Source organism: Pseudomonas sp. RIT-PI-AD (genome assembly GCF_025642785.1).
Classification (GTDB): Bacteria; Pseudomonadota; Gammaproteobacteria; order Pseudomonadales; family Pseudomonadaceae; genus Pseudomonas_T.
The window spans coordinates 1-15,820 of record NZ_JANZKU010000024.1 but is presented as its reverse complement, the minus strand read 5'-3'; the positions used below and the strand labels follow the sequence as shown (position 1 = coordinate 15,820).

The following is a 15,820-nucleotide window of genomic DNA, read 5'->3' as shown; positions in this document are numbered from 1 at the left end:
GAAGCATGGACCCTTCCCCGCGGGACGAAGGTCCAACCCCCATGAAACCCGATCGCTGGAGTCACCCGATGCGTAGCCCACTGGCCCTGTCCATGCTGTTCGCCTGCACCCTGGCCTCGGCGGCCAACGACCCGGAAATCCCGCCGGGCCCGCCGGCCCCCTCGCCGCTGGCCGCCGCGCGCCTGATGGTCGGCCGCGACAACAGCGCACCCAACGCCTGCGATGTGGAGCTGTTTGTCAACAGCCAGTTGGCGGCGAAGCTGGCACCGGAACAATCCGTCACCCTCAGTGTGCCGAACGGTGAAGTCGCCCTGTCGGTCGCCCTCTCCAGCGCCGGCTATTGCGCCCAGGCCGGTATTCCCGGGAGCAACCAGTCGGCGATCCTCAAGCCGGGCGAGACCCGCCAGTATCAGGTGATGGTGGACACCACCGGGGTCTTCCTCTCGCCCCTGGTGGACTAATCCCGCAGATGGCGCCGGCTGGCAACCTCCAGGTGGCGGTGCAACAGGGTCGACGCCCACTCGTTGTCGCCCTGCTCCAGGGCATCGAGGATCGCCAGGTGTTCGCGACACGACAACCTCACGTGCTCCGGGTCCGCCGTTCGCTGGCTCTCGCTGAGCCGACGCAGGCGGTTCTGTTGCCGGACCGCCTGGAGGATGTAGCTGTTCCCCGACGCGTCCGCGAGCAGCTCGTGGAATTCGGCATTGGCCGCGAAGAACCTCGAACCGTCGGGCAGCCGGTCGAGCAACTCCAGTTGCTGCTGACGGCATTGCGCGAGCCGCTCGTCGCTGAGGGCGAAGGTCGACTCCAGCAGGCCGGCCGGCTCCACCAGCATCCGGTAGCGGTAGCTCTCGTAGCGTTTCTGCGGAGTATTCAGGGTCGGCAGGAACAACCAGCCATGGCCATGCCGGCGCTGGATCACGCCCTCCTCCGACAGGCGCAACAGGCAGCGACGCAAGGTGGCCTTGCCCACGCCGTAGCGGCGCAGCAGATCGCTTTCCATCACCTGATCCGGCAGATGGCGGGTCAACCGATCACGGATCAGGCGGCGGTACAGGTCTTCGTCCTCGCACAACGGCAGGCAGGTCGGGCCACGCTCCAGACGCGCGTGCGCCGGTACGCCATAGCCCTGTTGGGGCAGCGGCTGGATCAGCGACTGCGCCGCCAGGTAGGCCAATGCGCCACGGATCGGGGAGCGCGACACGCCGAAGCGACTCGCCAGTTCGACTTCCTTGAGGTGGCGGCCCACGGCGAATTCGCCGGACTGGATCGCCGCGAGAATCTGCGCGGCCAACTTGACCTGCAGCGAGGTGGGATGACTCGTTCCTTGTGTCATGACGCGAACCCTTCCTTGGGCTGTTGCCCGTGCCAATCCAGCACGGGCCTCTGTTCCGGCACTCAGGTCTGGCGAAGCGCCTTTCCGTAGCCTTCGATGAATTCCGCCGGCATGCGTTTCGGCCTGCCGCTGGACAGTTCGATGCAGACGAACGTCGTACGCGCGCGCAACAGCGTAACGGCATCCGCCGGGCGGACCAACTGGAAGCGTCGATCCATCTTCAGGCGCTGGTCGGACTCTACGATCCAGGTGCCTATTTGCAAGGCCTCGCCCTCGTAGGCGCTGGCCAGGTAATCGATCTCGTGGCGCACCACCGCCATCGCCCGGTCCAGGCGCCGGTACTCGGCGAGGTCCAGGCCGAGGCTCTGGGAATGGCGCCAGGCGCAACGCTCCAGCCAGGAAACATAGACCGCATTGTTGGCATGGCCCAGGCCATCGATGTCCTCGGCGCCGACCTGGATATCGATGACGAAGGGGTCGGAGAGGTCCCAGCTCATGGCTGCCGCTCCAGTCCACCGGCGATGTCCCGGGCCTCGCGGGCCAGTTGGGTGATCTGATCCCAGGCGCGGGCGCGCACGAGGTTTTCCGGGGCGATCCAGGTCCCGCCGACGCAGGCGACGTTCGGCAGGCGCAGGAACACCGAGAGATTATCCGGGGTGATGCCGCCAGTCGGGCAGAAGCGGATGCCGGTGAACGGGCCCTTGAGGCTCTTGAGCATCTTCACGCTGGCGTTACCGTTGGCGGGGAACAGCTTCAACGAGCGATACCCGTATTCCAGCGCCTGAAGCACTTCGGAAGGCGTCATCACGCCCGGCAGGTAGGGTAACCCGGCATCTTCGGCGGCCGCGGCCAGGCGCTGGGTGCAGCCCGGGCTGACCACGAACTGCGCCCCGGCATCGCGCGCCTCGAGGAATTGCTCCGGATGGATCAGCGTGCCGGCGCCCACCAACAGGTCGGGAAAGGCCTGGCTGATGGCGGCGACCGCGTCCAGGGCGCGGGGCGTGCGCAGGGTGACTTCGAGGACCTCGACGCCGCCCGCCCGCAACGCCGCGGCAAGGTCCAGCGCCAGGCCGATGTCCTCGATCACCAGGACCGGCATGACCGGGCGGGCCCTCTGCAAAACCATTTCCATCGTCAACCTCATGGCGCCTCTCACGTCTCCACCGCTTCCTCAGATAAGGCTTCCGGCTCCTGTCGCGGATCCGGGCGTTTCGCCGGCAGCAGTGTAGCGGCTCACCGTGCGGGTCAATACGTCTGAGCCAATCGAAAGTGCAGGGTTCGAAGAAAAGACGACCAGACGGGGAAAGTATTTGGATCTGAAGGAGCCCGAGGCGCGGTCGAGACCGGTTTCGCCGGAACGCAGCCACGTCGCTCATGGCAGCTGATGCCGGCTATCGTCGGAACGAGAAGAGAAGAGAAGCGGAAAAGCCCAGGGGCTGAAAAAACAAAAGGGCCATCCACGAAGGATGACCCTTGAAAACCCCGCAAAGCGGGAAACTGGCGTCCCCTAGGGGACTCGAACCCCTGTTACCGCCGTGAAAGGGCGGTGTCCTAGGCCACTAGACGAAGGGGACAGAACCTTCGAAGAACGAGGCCAGCCCTAAGGCTGGCCTCGTCTGACGTTTGGTGGAGCTAGACGGGATCGAACCGTCGACCTCTTGCATGCCATGCAAGCGCTCTCCCAGCTGAGCTATAGCCCCGAAAAGCGTGCAGCCTGAGCTGCCTGGGTGTGGCCGTCTTCACCGGCCTCGCTTCCGTCGAACGGAAGCGCAAAATAGTGGCGTCCCCTAGGGGACTCGAACCCCTGTTACCGCCGTGAAAGGGCGGTGTCCTAGGCCACTAGACGAAGGGGACGCAGAACCCTTCTACAACCAATCGACCCTGGGGTCGACCGTGGCACTCTCACCGAAGAAAGAGTGGTGGAGCTAGACGGGATCGAACCGTCGACCTCTTGCATGCCATGCAAGCGCTCTCCCAGCTGAGCTATAGCCCCATCAGGACGGGGCGCATATTATGGGCGCCCCTCCGACCTGTCAACAAAAAATTTCGCTGCATGGCGGATTCTTTCGCTGGCAGAACAACCACTTATCCCCGACCCAGGCAGCCGAACGGGCGAGCCGCCCCAGCCCGCCCGACGCTCAGCCCAGGGCAGCGAGCAGTTTTTCCCACTCCTTGGTTTCTTTCTTCGAGACCCCGCCGAGCACTTCGAGGGCCTGGCGCAGGCGAAAGCGGGTGAGATCCGGCCCGAGGATCTCCATGGCGTCCAGGACCGAGACCGAGCTGGCCTGCCCGGTGATCGCGGCGAACGTCAGCGGCATCAGGTCGCGCAGCTTGAGCTGCAGGTGCTCGGCCACCGCCTGGATGCAGCCGGTGATGCGCTCCTTATCCCATTGGCGCAGAGCTTCCAGTTTCCACAGCAGCAATTGCATGACCTGCCGGACCTGGGTGGAATCGAGCTTCTTGTGCTCGAACAGCGCCGCGTCCAGCGGCAGGGCGCCGGCGAAGAAGAACCCGGCCAGCGGAGCGATCTGGCTGAACGTCTCGATCCGCCCCTGGACCAACGGCGCGATCTTCATCAGGTAGTCCGGGTTCAAGGCCCACTTCTGCACGTCGGCGGCGAAACGCTCCACCGGCAGTTCGCGAATCCACTGGCCATTGAGCCAGGACAGCTTGTCCAGGTCGAAGATGGGGCCGCCGAGGGAAATCCGCGACAGGTCGAAATGTTCGATCATGTCCGCCAGGGAAAACTTCTCGCGCTCGTCGGGCATCGACCAGCCCATGCGGCCCAGGTAGTTGAGCATGGCTTCCGGCAGGTAGCCCATGCGCTCGTAGAAGGTGATCGAGGTGGGGTTCTTGCGCTTGGAAAGCTTGCTCTTGTCCGGGTTGCGCAGCAGCGGCATGTAGCAGAGCTTGGGCTGCTCCCAACCGAAGTACTCGTACAGCTTGATCAGCTTGGGCGCGGACGGCAGCCACTCTTCGCCGCGCAGGACGTGGGTGATGCCCATCAGGTGGTCGTCGACCACGTTGGCGAGGAAGTAGGTGGGCAGGCCGTCGGCCTTCATCAGCACCTGCATGTCCATGCGGTCCCAGGGGATCTCCACGTCCCCACGGAGCATGTCCGGGACCACGCAGATGCCTTCGCTGGGAACCTTCATGCGGATCACGTGGGGCTCGCCGGCGGCCAGGCGACGCTGCACCTCGTCGGCGCTCAGGTTCAGCCCGCGCCCGTCGTAGCGCGGCGTCTCGCCGCGGGCGGTCTGCTCCGCGCGCATCTGGTCGAGCTCTTCGGGGGTGCAGAAGCAATAGAAGGCATGGCCCTTTTCCACCAGTTCCGCGGCGTAACGCTTGTAGATGTCGCCGCGCTCGCTCTGCCGATAGGGGCCATGGGGGCCGCCGACGTCGGGACCCTCGTCCCACTCGATGCCGAGCCAGCGCAGGGCGTCGAAGATCTGCTGCTCGGACTCGCGGGTGGAGCGTACCTGGTCGGTGTCCTCGATGCGCAGGATGAACTGGCCGCCGTGCTGGCGGGCGAAACACAGGTTGAACAGGGCGATGTAAGCGGTGCCGACGTGGGGATCGCCGGTGGGCGACGGCGCGATACGGGTACGTACGGTGGTCATGGGCTTCTCGGAACAGGGGCTGCGGCGGACCGCGGCGCAGGACGAAGGCGGTGGGGATTTCAGTGCAGCGATGTTAACAGGCGCGTGGCGGCCGGCTCCAGCGGCCCCCCGTCCGGGATCGGCAGGCTGTTCATCAGGAAATCGAGGAAGGTCTTCACCTTCATCGCCTGGAAGCGCCGCGACGGGTACACCGCGTAGAGCTCGCCGATCGGCAGCCGGGTCTGGGGCAACAGCTCCACCAGCGCGCCCCGGCGCACCGCCGCGTCACTGATCATCACCGGCAGGCCGGCGATTCCGGCCCCGGCGATCACCGCCTCGCGGGCGAAGGTGATGTTGTTGCAGGACAAGGCGCGCAGGCAGGGCACGCTTTCCCCCAGCAACGGCCAATGGCGAGGCGAATCCTGCGGCAGCAGCACGGCGCGGTGCGCCGAGAGGTCGTCCGCGACCTGGGGCGTGCCGCGGGCGATCAGGTAGGCGGGGCTGGCATACAGGCGCCGCCGGCTTTCGAACAGCTTGCGGGCGATCAGCGTGGAATCCTGCGGCTGGCCGACGATGATCGCGATATCGATGCCCTCCTCCACCGGATCGACGTTGCGCGAGGTGATCTCCACTTCGGCGGTGATCTGCGGGTACTGGCGGATGAAATCCCCCAGCACGCCGCCGAGGAACAACTGGCCGAACTCGATGGGGGCGGTGATCCGCAATAGCCCGGAAGGCTCTTGCTGCAATTGCATGACCGCCTGCTCGGCCTCGGCGAAATCCAGCATGATCTGCCGGCAACGCTCGTAGTAGGCCTGCCCCACTTCGGTCAGGCGCAGCTTGCGCGTGGTGCGGTTGAGCAGGCGCACGCCGAGACGTTCCTCGAGCAGCGCGATGCGCCGGCTCACGGTGGACTTCTGCATGCCGAGGCTTTGCGCGGCCTGGGTGAAGCTGTGGTACTCCACCACTCGCGTAAAGATCAGCGCATCGTCCAGGCCCATCATTGTTCCTCAGGAGCAACAAAGTTTATGAATCGTACCGTCTATATGCTACGACGGAACGCTGTTAGATTCGTTTACACTTTTCCCTGCCATTTAAGCCGTCCATGCTCGCCACTCTCAAACGTCGCCTGTTCATCTTCCTGGTCTTGCTGGCGGTGGTCGCCGGAGGCTTTTTCCTGCACTGGTACTTGGTCGGGCGCTTTCACGAGAGCACCGACAACGCCTACGTGCAGGGCGAGATCACCCGCGTGTCCAGCCAGGTGAACGCACGTATCCTCGAAGTCTTGGTTGCCGACAACCAGCACGTGGAGAAAGGCGACCTGCTGCTGCGCCTGGAGCCCGACGATTTCGACCTGGCCCTGCAGCGCGCCAGCGCCGCGCTGGCCAGTCGCGAGGCGGAGCGAGTGCAGGCGGAAAGCAAGCTCGCCGAACAGGCCAGCCTGATCGCCGCCGGCGAAGCGCAGGTCGCCGCCAGCCAGGCCAACCTCGGCCGCACCCAGATCGACCTGAATCGCGCGCAAGCCTTGCGCAAGCCCGGCTACGTATCCGAAGAGCGGGTCACCACCCTGTCCGCCGACAGCCACGTGGCGCGCTCGCAGGTGGCCAAGGCCGAAGCCGACCTCAAGGCCCAGCGGCAACAGGTCGCCGCGCTCAACGCCGAACTCAAGCGGCTGGACGCGCAGATCGCCAACGCCCGCGCCGAGCTGGCCCAGGCCCGCCTCAACCTCGGCCGCACGGAAATCCGCGCACCCATCAGCGGCCTGGTCGGCCAGCGCGCCGCGCGCAACGGCCAGTACGTATCAGTGGGTGCCTACCTGATGGCGCTGGTGCCGGACCAGGACATCTGGATCCAGGCCAATTTCAAGGAAACCCAGATCGGCCGCATGCAGCCGGGGCAGCAGGCCGAACTGCGCTTCGACAGCTTCCCCGACACGCCCATCGAAGGCCGGGTGGAAAGCCTGTTCGCCGCCTCCGGCGCGCAGTTCAGCCTGCTGCCGCCGGACAACGCCACCGGCAACTTCACCAAGGTGGTGCAGCGCATCCCGGTGAAGCTCACCTTCGCGCCGGATAACCCGCTGCGCGGCAGGATCCGCCCCGGCATGTCGGTGCAGGTCGACGTCTCCGTCGGAACCGACCGCTAGTGGCCGGCGATGCCCTGATCCGCCCCACCGGCGAGCCCAGCCGGCGCGACTGGATCGCGGTGATGAGCGCGATGCTCGGCGCCTTCATGGCGGTGCTGGACATCCAGATCACCAACTCCTCGCTCAAGGACATCCAGGGCGCGCTGTCGGCGACCCTGGAAGAAGGCTCGTGGATTTCCACTTCCTACCTGGTGGCGGAAATCATCATGATCCCGCTCACCGCCTGGCTGGTGCAGCTGCTTTCCGCGCGGCGCCTGGCGCTCTGGGTGTCCTTGGGGTTCCTCGCCGCGTCGCTGCTCTGCTCCTTCGCCTGGAGCCTCGAAAGCATGATCCTGTTCCGGGCCCTGCAAGGCTTCACCGGCGGCGCGCTGATCCCCCTGGCGTTCACCCTCACGCTGATCAAGCTGCCGGACCATCACCGCGCCAAGGGCATGGCGCTGTTCGCCATCACCGCCACCTTCGCCCCTTCCATCGGCCCGGCCCTGGGCGGCTGGCTGACGGAAAACTTCGGCTGGGAATACATCTTCTACATCAACGTTCCGCCCGGGCTGGTGATGATCGCGGGCCTGCTCTATGGGCTGGAAAAGAAGCCCCCCCACTGGGAGTTGCTGAAAACCACCGACTACGCCGGCATCCTCACCCTGGGCGTCGGGCTGGGCTGCCTGCAGGTGTTCCTCGAGGAAGGCCACCGCAAAGACTGGCTGGAATCCGACCTGATCGTCGGGCTCGGCTCCACCGCCCTGGTGAGCCTGATCCTGTTCGTCATCCTGCAGTTGTCGCGGCCGCACCCGCTGATCAACCTGGGTGTGCTGCGCGAGCGCAACTTCGGCCTCAGCAGCATCGCCAGCGTGGGCATGGGCATCGGCCTGTACGGTTCGATCTACCTGTTGCCGCTGTACCTGGCGCAGATCCAGAACTACAACGCCATGCAGATCGGCGAGGTGATCATGTGGATGGGCATTCCGCAGTTATTCCTGATCCCGCTGGTGCCCAAGCTGATGAAGTTCGTCGCGCCGAAGCTGCTCTGCGCCTTCGGCTTCTTCCTGTTCGGCTTGTCCAGCTTCGCCTCCGGGGTGCTCAACCTGGACTTCGCCGGGCCGCAGTTCAGCCATATCCAGGTGATCCGCGCCATCGGCCAGCCGATGGTGATGGTGACCATCTCGCTGATCGCCACGGCCTACATCCGCCCGCAGGATGCCGGCTCGGCCTCCAGCCTGTTCAACATCCTGCGCAACCTCGGCGGAGCCATCGGCATCGCCCTGCTGGCGACCCTGCTGGACGCCCGCGCCAAAACCTATTTCGATTACTTGCGCGAGGCGGTGGTGCCCACCAACGCGGAGGCGACGGAACGCCTGACCCAGCTCACCGCGCGGCTCGGCAGCGAGCAGGCGGCCCTGGGCAAGCTCAGCGAAATCGTGCATCAGCAGGCGGCGATCATGGCCTACAACGACGCCTTCCATTTCGTCGGCTTGGCCCTGGCCATCAGCATGCTCGCCGTACTCCTGACCCGTAGCCTGCCCAGCGGCACCACCGGCGGCGCGGCGCACTGAGCGGCGCCGGTTCCTGGGCGCCTCTCCAAATCCGCCGCCCGACCGGCGCTACACCTGCAAGAGCCGCTCGCGCAGCTTCTGGATTTCGTCGCGGGTTTGCGCCGCCGCCTCGAACTCCAGGTCGCGGGCCAGTTGCAGCATCTTCTCCTCCAGCTGGCGGATGCGCTTGGTGATCTCGCTGGGGGAACGCAGCTCCACCTCGTAATGGCCGCTCTCTTCGGCCACCTTGGCGACGCCGCGGCGCTTGCCGCGGGCCCCCGGCACCGCGCCCTCGAGGATGTCGGTGATGTCCTTCTTCACGCCTTTCGGCACGATGCCGTGGGCCAGGTTGAAGGCCACCTGTTTCTCCCGGCGGCGGTCGGTCTCGTCGATGGCCCGCTGCATCGAGCCAGTCATACGGTCGGCATAGAGGATCGCCCGGCCGTTGAGGTTGCGCGCCGCGCGGCCGATAGTCTGGATCAGCGAACGCTCGGAGCGCAGGAAACCCTCCTTGTCCGCATCCAGCACGGCCACCAGCGACACCTCGGGCATGTCCAGGCCCTCGCGCAGCAGGTTGATCCCCACCAGCACGTCGAAGGTGCCGCTGCGCAGGTCGCGGATGATCTCCACGCGTTCGACGGTATCGATGTCGGAGTGCAGGTAGCGCACCCGGACGTCGTGGTCCGCCAGGTAGTCGGTGAGATCCTCGGCCATGCGCTTGGTCAGGGTAGTGACCAGCACCCGTTCCTCGAGGGCCACGCGCTTGCGAATCTCCGAGAGCAGGTCGTCCACCTGGGTGGTGGCCGGACGGATCTCGATCTCGGGGTCGACCAGGCCGGTGGGGCGCACCACCTGCTCGATCACCCGGCCGGCGTGATCCGCCTCGTAGGGACCGGGGGTGGCGGAAACGAAGATGGTCTGCGGGCTGATCGCCTCCCACTCCTCGAAGCGCAGCGGCCGGTTGTCCAGCGCCGAAGGCAGGCGGAAGCCGTATTCGACCAGGGTTTCCTTGCGCGAGCGGTCGCCCTTGAACATCGCGCCCACCTGGGGCACCGACACGTGGGACTCGTCGATCACCAGCAACGCGTTGGCCGGCAGGTAATCGTAGAGGGTCGGCGGCGCTTCGCCGGGCAGGCGCCCGGACAGGTAGCGGGAGTAGTTTTCGATGCCGTTGCAGTAGCCCAGCTCGAGGATCATCTCCAGGTCGAAACGGGTGCGCTGTTCCAGGCGCTGCGCCTCCACCAGTTTGTTCTGCGCGCGCAGGTAGTCCAGGCGGTCCTTGAGCTCGACCTTGATCTTCTCCACCGCGTCGAGCAGCGTTTCCCGCGGCGTGGCGTAGTGGGTCTTGGGGAAGAAGGTGAAGCGCGGCAGCTTGCGGATCACCTCGCCGGTGAGCGGATCGAAGGCCGACAGGCTCTCCACCTCGTCGTCGAACAGCTCGACGCGGATCGCCTCGAGGTCGGATTCCGCGGGAAACACGTCGATCACGTCGCCGCGCACGCGGAAGGTGGCCCGGGCGAAATCCATGTCGTTGCGGGTGTACTGCAGATCGGTGAGACGACGCAGCAGTTCGCGCTGGTTGAGTTTGTCGCCACGGTCGACGTGGAGCACCATCCGCAGGTAGGTCTCCGGGCTGCCCAGACCATAGATGCAGGACACCGTGGTGACGATGATCGCGTCGGAGCGTTCCAGCAGCGCCTTGGTGGCGGACAGGCGCATCTGCTCGATGTGATCGTTGATCGACGAGTCCTTCTCGATATAGGTATCCGAGGACGGCACGTAGGCTTCGGGCTGGTAGTAGTCGTAATAGGAAACGAAGTACTCGACCGCGTTGTTCGGGAAGAAGGTCTTGAATTCGCCGTACAACTGCGCGGCGAGCGTCTTGTTGGGCGCCAGCACCAGCGTCGGACGCTGCACTCGGGCGATCACGTTGGCGATGCTGAAGGTCTTGCCGGAGCCGGTGACCCCCAGCAGGGTCTGGTGGGAAAGACCGGCCTCCAACCCCTCGACCATCTGGCGGATGGCTTCCGGCTGGTCGCCGGCGGGTTCAAAGCGGGTGACGAGTTGAAACTCGGACATGACGGACCCTCGACAGACGGCAGTGACGCGGCGGCGAACCCCGCGTCAAAGCTGGCGAAAAAGCATGCACGCGTTATCGCCGCATACAACCCTGGCCGCTATAATAGCGACCCGTTCATGCAACCCCCAATCGCCTCGTGACGGGGGCTGCCCCGCCCACACCTCCATCCCCAGAGCCTGCCGCACATGAGCCTGTTTTCCGCTGTAGAGATGGCCCCGCGCGACCCCATTCTCGGTCTCAACGAAGCGTTCAACGCCGACCCCCGTACGGACAAGGTCAACCTGGGCGTGGGCGTCTACTGCAACGAGCAAGGACGGATTCCCCTGCTGCGCGCCGTGGCGCAAGCCGAGCAGGCGCGGGTTGCGGCTCACTCGCCGCGGGGCTACCTGCCGATCGACGGTATCCCGGCCTATGACCAAGCGGTGCAGAAACTGCTGTTCGGCGACCGATCGCCGCTCATCGAGGCCGGCCGGGTAATCACCACCCAGGCCCTTGGCGGCACCGGCGCCCTGAAGATCGGCGCGGACTTCCTCAAGCGCCTGCGTCCCGATGCGGTGGTGGCGATCAGCGATCCCAGCTGGGAAAACCACCGTGCGCTGTTCGAGGCGGCGGGCTTCGAGGTACGCAACTACAGCTACTATGATGCGACTAGCCATGGGGTAAACCGTTCAGGTCTGCTGGACGACCTGCGCGCGCTGCCGAGCGGCTCCATCGTGGTCTTGCATGCCTGCTGCCACAACCCCACCGGGGTGGACCTGACCCCGGACGACTGGAAAGCGGTACTGAACGTCGTCCGCGAACGCGACCATCTGCCCTTCCTGGACATCGCCTACCAGGGCTTCGGCGACGGCATCGAGCAGGACGCCGAAGCGGTTCGTCTGTTCGCCGAATCGGGCCTGTCGTTCTTCGTCAGCAGTTCCTTCTCGAAATCCTTCTCGCTGTACGGCGAGCGGGTCGGCGCCCTCTCCCTGGTCACCGCCTCCCGCGACGAAAGCGCCCGGGTGCTCTCGCAACTCAAGCGGGTGATCCGCACCAACTACTCCAACCCGCCGACCCATGGCGCCGGCGTGGTCGCCAACGTGCTCAACAGCCCGGAACTGCGCGCCCTCTGGGAACAGGAACTGGGCGAGATGCGCGAGCGTATCCGGGACATGCGCCTGGCCATGGTCGAGCGCCTGGCCGCCCAAGGCGCCAAGCGGGACTTCGGTTTCGTCGCCCGGCAACGCGGTATGTTCAGTTACTCGGGCCTGGACGCCGCCCAGGTGGAACGCCTGCGCAGCGAGTTCGGCATTTATGCCGTGAGCACCGGGCGCATCTGCGTGGCCGCGCTCAATCGCGACAACCTGCAACGGGTCACCGACGCCATCGTCGCGGTCCTCTGAAAAGATTGGGGAAGTCATGGCCAAGGTATTGACTTCCCCTTCCTAATCAGTAGGATACGCGTCGTTGTTCCGCGATAGCTCAGTCGGTAGAGCAAATGACTGTTAATCATTGGGTCCCTGGTTCGAGTCCAGGTCGCGGAGCCAGATAAAACGAAAGCCCTGCAGCGATGCAGGGCTTTTTTTTTGCGCACTCGTCCAGCGCATCGGCTGTTCCTTACCGGTCGTCGATGGAATTCCGGCCAGGCAAGCGACTCGCCTCGCCCCTTTCCCGCCGCGATGGCAGCCGCGCCCCATGTCACCGCGTATCCCAACCTGTTCCCTCCTACGAGCGCGCTTCGTCCTGGCCGATGAGCCGGCGCAACTCGTTGGCCTTGTCGAACGAGAGCAGGACGTCCCAGAGCGGGCCCTCAAGGGCGGCGGTGGATACCCGCATCGGACGCAGCCTCCTCACCGTGTCCACCGCGATCCGGATCTGCCTGGCCGGGGCCTCGAGGGTCAGCCCCAAGTGCGGGAAAGCCAGCCTGACGATGCCTTGCGGGTCTACCGACAGCTCGGGCTCCAGCATCGTCTCACGGGAAGGTTCCTCGAGTTCCAACATGCCCTTTCTCAGCGCAGCCTAACGTGGCGGCGATTTAAGCACACCCACCCGGAACGGCCACGCCCCCAAGGCCAATCCCTTGGCCCTGAGCCAGGGTCGCGCTCCGGCTTCATATGCCTGGCCGGCATTCGGGCGGGCACCTTTTGCCATGCGCTGGCCGCCGCCCTGGGCCTTTCCCAGCTGTTCATCGCCATGCTTATGCATACGACGTCGTGCGCTTCGCCGGTGCGGAATACCTGGCGGTCCTGGCCTGGAAAGCCTTCATCACGAAGAGCCCGGCCCTGGCAGCCGAGGCGAGATCGAGCGCCACCCCGCTCCTGCCGATCTTCACCCTGGGCCTCCTGAGCAACCCGCTCAACCCGAAGAGGGCGCTGTCGTGCTCGCGCTGTTCCACGGTTCGTCGACCCACGACGCAACTCCGTCGCCACCCAGATCCTGCTGCTGGCCACCCTCCTGAATGCCACCGGCCTGGTGGTGAAGAGCGCGGTTTTCCTCGGGCTCGCCCGTCGGCTGGCGTCCGCCTCCGGCCGGTGACCACGGCGCCGAAGGACGGCCCGGTGCGCTACCGGCCGACGTTCTTCGGCGCCGCGGGCTTGATCCGGGAGATCCCGAACAGCACCAGGGCCAGCCCGCCCACCTGGTACGGCGACACCTGCTCGCCGAGGATCGCCCAGGACGCGAACAGGGTGAGGACCGGGCCGAGGTTGCCGATGGTCGCCGCGTGGGCCGCCCCCATGCGTTGGATGGCCAGCGCCATCCAGTACACCGGCAGCACGGTGGAAAACAACGCCATCAATGCCGCATAGAGCCAGACCGACCCGCCCAGGTCCGCCAGGCTCCTGCCCTCGGCCGTCAGGCCATAGTGGCCGAGCACGAAGAACGCCGATGCGCTGCCGGCCAGCCCCGCCAGGCGCATCGAGCCGACCCGCTCCACCATCGCTCCCGTGCCGATGTAGTAGAAGGCGTAGGTGACCGCGCTGGCGAAGACCCAGGCGGCGCCCTTGAACACGTAGTCGCCGCCGCCGGAAAAACCCACGTCGTGCAGGAAGGCCACGCCCAGCCCCAGGTAGCAGATGCCCATCGCCTGCAGCGTCCGGGATGCCGGCCACTGGCGGAGCAGGACGGCCTGGAACGCCAGGACCAGAGTCGGGTAGGAAAACAGGATGAGGCGCTCCAAGCCGGCGCTGATGTATTCCAGCCCGTAGAAATCGAACAGGCTCGAAAGGTAGTAGCCGAACGCCCCCAGCATCAGGATCTTCAGCAGGCTGCCGGTGTCCAGGGGCGCCTCGCCGTCCTGTCGGCTCAGGTAGAGCAGACCGAGGAACAATGGCAGGGCGAGGCCCATGCGCAGCGCCAGCAGGGTCACCGCATCCACCGGGCCGGCGGCATAGCCGAGCTTGACGAAAATGGCTTTCAGGCTGAAACCCGCCGCGGACAGCACCGCATAGAAACGGCCGTCATCCACGCTTTGCCGGTACAACAGGGGCAGGGACTTCAAGGGACAGCTTCCAGGACAGGGGCAGGAGGCTTTATTCTGCGTGGAACCCTCCCTCCAGCCGTATCGCTTTTTTCAGCACACTGCTTTCTCCCCAGGTGAATGCCCTGTACTTCGATCTGATCGACCTGCGCCTGATCGTGGCCATCGCCACCACCGGCAGCCTGAGCAAGGCGGCGGCGACCTTCCCCGTCGCGGTCTCCGCCGCCAGCAACCGGTTGCGGCTCTTCGAAAAACGCTGCGGGCTCACACTGTTCGGCCGCTCCCCGGAGGGCATGACCCTGACCCCTGCCGGCCGCCTGGTCATCGACCAGGCCCTGGCGATCCTGGGGGAGGCGGAAAAGCTCCGGCAGGGGGTGAAGGAACTGGCGGGGCGCCAACGGATCGTCCTGCGGCTCGCCGCCACGACGGTCGCCAACAGCACCTTCTTGCCGTCGGCTCTGGGGCCGTTCCTGATGGACTACCCGGAAATCGACCTGCAGTTGGAAGAGCAGAAGAGTCGCGACATCCTCAGGGCCGTACAGGCTGGCGAGGCGGAGATCGGCGTCTACGACGGCAACCTGCCCACGGAAGGACTGATCTCCCTGCCGTTCCGCGACGACAAGCTGGTCCTGCTGGTACCGCATCGGCATCCCCTGACCCAGCGGCAGACGGCGAACATACGCGATGCCCTGGGCTTTTCCTTCGTCTGCCTGCAGCCGGAACGGGCCATGCAGCGCTTCATCGAAGAGACGGCCCTCAACAACGGAGTGCCGCTGAAGGTCCGGGTAAGGGCCCCGAGCTTCGACGCAATCGCCCAACTGGTGGCACAGAATGCCGGGATCGCCATGCTGCCCGAGGCCGCGGCGCTGCGTCATGCCCACGAACTGCCGGTGAGCATCGTGCCCCTGGAGGACGCCTGGGCGACGCGGGAACTGCGGTTGTGTATCCGGGACTGGGAGCGCCTGTCGTCCCACGCCAGGCAACTGGTGGCGCACCTGTCCAAGGGCGCCGCGTGGCCACCGGCCGATTGAAGGCCGCGGGGTCGGCTTGCCGCACCGGCGGAAGCGTCTGGTCGGGCCGATCTCGGCGGTTGGAGACGACCGCCTCATCCCGACCCACGCCTGCTTGAGTCGTCGAGGCCAACATGCAAGTGAGTTCGGAGCGGCTCGTCTTGCACCCTGCCGCCCACACCGATACCGGGGAGCTGCTGCGAATCTACGGCGACCCGGCAACCAACCGCCTCAACCCGGAAGGCCCTTTTCCCGACCTCGCCTACGTGGCGTCGGTCATGACCGACCGGGTGGCGCATTGGCAGACTCACGGCTCCGGCTACTGGCAATGCCACCCGGGACGACCCCGACCGCCTCACCGGTTTCGGCGGCATCCGGGTTCGCGACTTCCACGGCGAGTCCATCGACAACCCGGGCTATCACTTCTCCCTGGAGGCCTGGGGACGCGGCTACGCCACCGATTTCGCCGGTGTGCGCTCGCCTTCGGCTTCGGCGCGACCGGAAGGCAGCGCTCGGCTGGACAGGCTCACCGCCCTGGTGCGGGAAAACCACCTGGCCTCGCAGCGGGTGCTGGAAAAGGTCGGCTTCCAGCGGCACGCGCGGAGCGGCGATCCCGACAATCCGCCGCCCCTGCTGGTCTATCGCCTGACACGGGCGATGTGGGAT

Annotated in this window: 14 protein-coding genes and 5 tRNA genes; 7 read left to right on the top strand and 12 right to left on the bottom strand. The window is 65.9% G+C overall.

The features are described 5' to 3' along the window. The first annotated feature begins 68 nt into the window (after positions 1-68). Positions 69-461, top strand: coding sequence for a hypothetical protein (locus OGL92_RS17955; protein ID WP_263146190.1), 393 nt, complete (start codon positions 69-71; stop codon positions 459-461). Here the strand turns inward: OGL92_RS17955 and OGL92_RS17950 are convergent. From OGL92_RS17950 to OGL92_RS17910, 9 genes are all read right to left on the bottom strand, one after another. Then, the gene (locus OGL92_RS17950) at positions 458-1,336 is read right to left on the bottom strand and encodes a GntR family transcriptional regulator (protein WP_263146187.1); all 879 of its coding nucleotides are present in this window, start codon (positions 1,334-1,336) and stop codon (positions 458-460) included. The genes OGL92_RS17955 and OGL92_RS17950 overlap by 4 nt on opposite strands. A gap of 62 nt (positions 1,337-1,398) precedes the next feature. Then, positions 1,399-1,833, bottom strand: coding sequence for a thioesterase family protein (locus OGL92_RS17945; RefSeq protein WP_263146185.1), 435 nt, complete (start codon positions 1,831-1,833; stop codon positions 1,399-1,401). Then, the gene (locus tag OGL92_RS17940; RefSeq protein WP_263146183.1) at positions 1,830-2,480 is read right to left on the bottom strand and encodes a bifunctional 4-hydroxy-2-oxoglutarate aldolase/2-dehydro-3-deoxy-phosphogluconate aldolase; all 651 of its coding nucleotides are present in this window, start codon (positions 2,478-2,480) and stop codon (positions 1,830-1,832) included. The genes OGL92_RS17945 and OGL92_RS17940 overlap by 4 nt, the downstream gene beginning before the upstream one ends. Before the next feature lie 354 nt (positions 2,481-2,834). Next, positions 2,835-2,910 (bottom strand) — tRNA-Glu (locus OGL92_RS17935). Between the two features lie 50 nt (positions 2,911-2,960). After that, positions 2,961-3,036 (bottom strand) — tRNA-Ala (locus OGL92_RS17930). Positions 3,037-3,114: 78 nt separating this feature from the next. After that, positions 3,115-3,190, bottom strand: a tRNA-Glu gene (locus tag OGL92_RS17925). 63 nt (positions 3,191-3,253) lie between these two features. Beyond that, a tRNA-Ala gene (locus OGL92_RS17920) sits at positions 3,254-3,329 on the bottom strand. 145 nt (positions 3,330-3,474) lie between these two features. Continuing rightward, positions 3,475-4,956 (bottom strand): glutamate--tRNA ligase, encoded by a 1,482-nt coding sequence (gene gltX / locus OGL92_RS17915; RefSeq protein WP_263146181.1) that lies wholly within the window; start codon positions 4,954-4,956, stop codon positions 3,475-3,477. A gap of 59 nt (positions 4,957-5,015) precedes the next feature. Continuing rightward, positions 5,016-5,936 (bottom strand): LysR family transcriptional regulator, encoded by a 921-nt coding sequence (locus OGL92_RS17910; RefSeq protein ID WP_263146180.1) that lies wholly within the window; start codon positions 5,934-5,936, stop codon positions 5,016-5,018. 104 nt (positions 5,937-6,040) lie between these two features. Here OGL92_RS17910 and OGL92_RS17905 point away from each other — a divergent pair, with 104 nt between their 5' ends. Continuing rightward, positions 6,041-7,078, top strand: coding sequence for an HlyD family secretion protein (locus OGL92_RS17905; protein WP_263146178.1), 1,038 nt, complete (start codon positions 6,041-6,043; stop codon positions 7,076-7,078). Positions 7,079-7,137: 59 nt separating this feature from the next. Next, complete coding sequence (locus OGL92_RS17900; RefSeq protein WP_263146291.1) at positions 7,138-8,628, top strand: MDR family MFS transporter; 1,491 nt, start codon at positions 7,138-7,140, stop codon at positions 8,626-8,628. Positions 8,629-8,676: 48 nt separating this feature from the next. Here OGL92_RS17900 and uvrB read toward each other — a convergent pair whose 3' ends face one another. After that, on the bottom strand, positions 8,677-10,686 hold the full coding sequence (gene uvrB, locus OGL92_RS17895) for an excinuclease ABC subunit UvrB (RefSeq protein WP_263146177.1): 2,010 nt from the start codon (positions 10,684-10,686) through the stop codon (positions 8,677-8,679). Positions 10,687-10,872: 186 nt separating this feature from the next. Between uvrB and OGL92_RS17890 the strand changes: the two genes are divergently transcribed. Next, positions 10,873-12,069, top strand: coding sequence for an amino acid aminotransferase (locus tag OGL92_RS17890; protein WP_263146176.1), 1,197 nt, complete (start codon positions 10,873-10,875; stop codon positions 12,067-12,069). Between the two features lie 68 nt (positions 12,070-12,137). Further along, positions 12,138-12,213, top strand: a tRNA-Asn gene (locus OGL92_RS17885). A gap of 178 nt (positions 12,214-12,391) precedes the next feature. On the opposite strand, the gene OGL92_RS17880 is transcribed toward OGL92_RS17885, so the two are convergent. Both OGL92_RS17880 and OGL92_RS17875 read right to left on the bottom strand, forming a co-directional pair. Beyond that, complete coding sequence (locus OGL92_RS17880) at positions 12,392-12,667, bottom strand: hypothetical protein (RefSeq protein ID WP_263146174.1); 276 nt, start codon at positions 12,665-12,667, stop codon at positions 12,392-12,394. A 562-nt stretch (positions 12,668-13,229) separates the two neighbouring features. Further along, the gene (locus tag OGL92_RS17875; RefSeq protein WP_263146289.1) at positions 13,230-14,156 is read right to left on the bottom strand and encodes a DMT family transporter; all 927 of its coding nucleotides are present in this window, start codon (positions 14,154-14,156) and stop codon (positions 13,230-13,232) included. A 104-nt stretch (positions 14,157-14,260) separates the two neighbouring features. Here OGL92_RS17875 and OGL92_RS17870 point away from each other — a divergent pair, with 104 nt between their 5' ends. Together OGL92_RS17870 and OGL92_RS17865 are read left to right on the top strand one after the other, a co-directional pair. Beyond that, on the top strand, positions 14,261-15,175 hold the full coding sequence (locus OGL92_RS17870) for a LysR substrate-binding domain-containing protein (protein ID WP_263146171.1): 915 nt from the start codon (positions 14,261-14,263) through the stop codon (positions 15,173-15,175). 276 nt (positions 15,176-15,451) lie between these two features. Beyond that, positions 15,452-15,820: GNAT family protein (locus OGL92_RS17865; protein WP_263146286.1), on the top strand; the 369-nt coding region annotated here is incomplete at its 3' end.

Bases quoted from the DNA above. Each gene is read 5' to 3' on its own strand.
- OGL92_RS17955 (WP_263146190.1), top strand. From the start codon at position 69: ATGCGTAGCCCACTGGCCCTGTCCATGCTGTTCGCCTGCACCCTGGCC.
- OGL92_RS17950 (WP_263146187.1), bottom strand. From the start codon at position 1,336: ATGACACAAGGAACGAGTCATCCCACCTCGCTGCAGGTCAAGTTGGCC.
- OGL92_RS17945 (WP_263146185.1), bottom strand. From the start codon at position 1,833: ATGAGCTGGGACCTCTCCGACCCCTTCGTCATCGATATCCAGGTCGGC.
- OGL92_RS17940 (WP_263146183.1), bottom strand. From the start codon at position 2,480: ATGAGGTTGACGATGGAAATGGTTTTGCAGAGGGCCCGCCCGGTCATG.
- gltX (WP_263146181.1), bottom strand. From the start codon at position 4,956: ATGACCACCGTACGTACCCGTATCGCGCCGTCGCCCACCGGCGATCCC.
- OGL92_RS17910 (WP_263146180.1), bottom strand. From the start codon at position 5,936: ATGGGCCTGGACGATGCGCTGATCTTTACGCGAGTGGTGGAGTACCAC.
- OGL92_RS17905 (WP_263146178.1), top strand. From the start codon at position 6,041: ATGCTCGCCACTCTCAAACGTCGCCTGTTCATCTTCCTGGTCTTGCTG.
- uvrB (WP_263146177.1), bottom strand. From the start codon at position 10,686: ATGTCCGAGTTTCAACTCGTCACCCGCTTTGAACCCGCCGGCGACCAG.
- OGL92_RS17890 (WP_263146176.1), top strand. From the start codon at position 10,873: ATGAGCCTGTTTTCCGCTGTAGAGATGGCCCCGCGCGACCCCATTCTC.
- OGL92_RS17880 (WP_263146174.1), bottom strand. From the start codon at position 12,667: ATGTTGGAACTCGAGGAACCTTCCCGTGAGACGATGCTGGAGCCCGAG.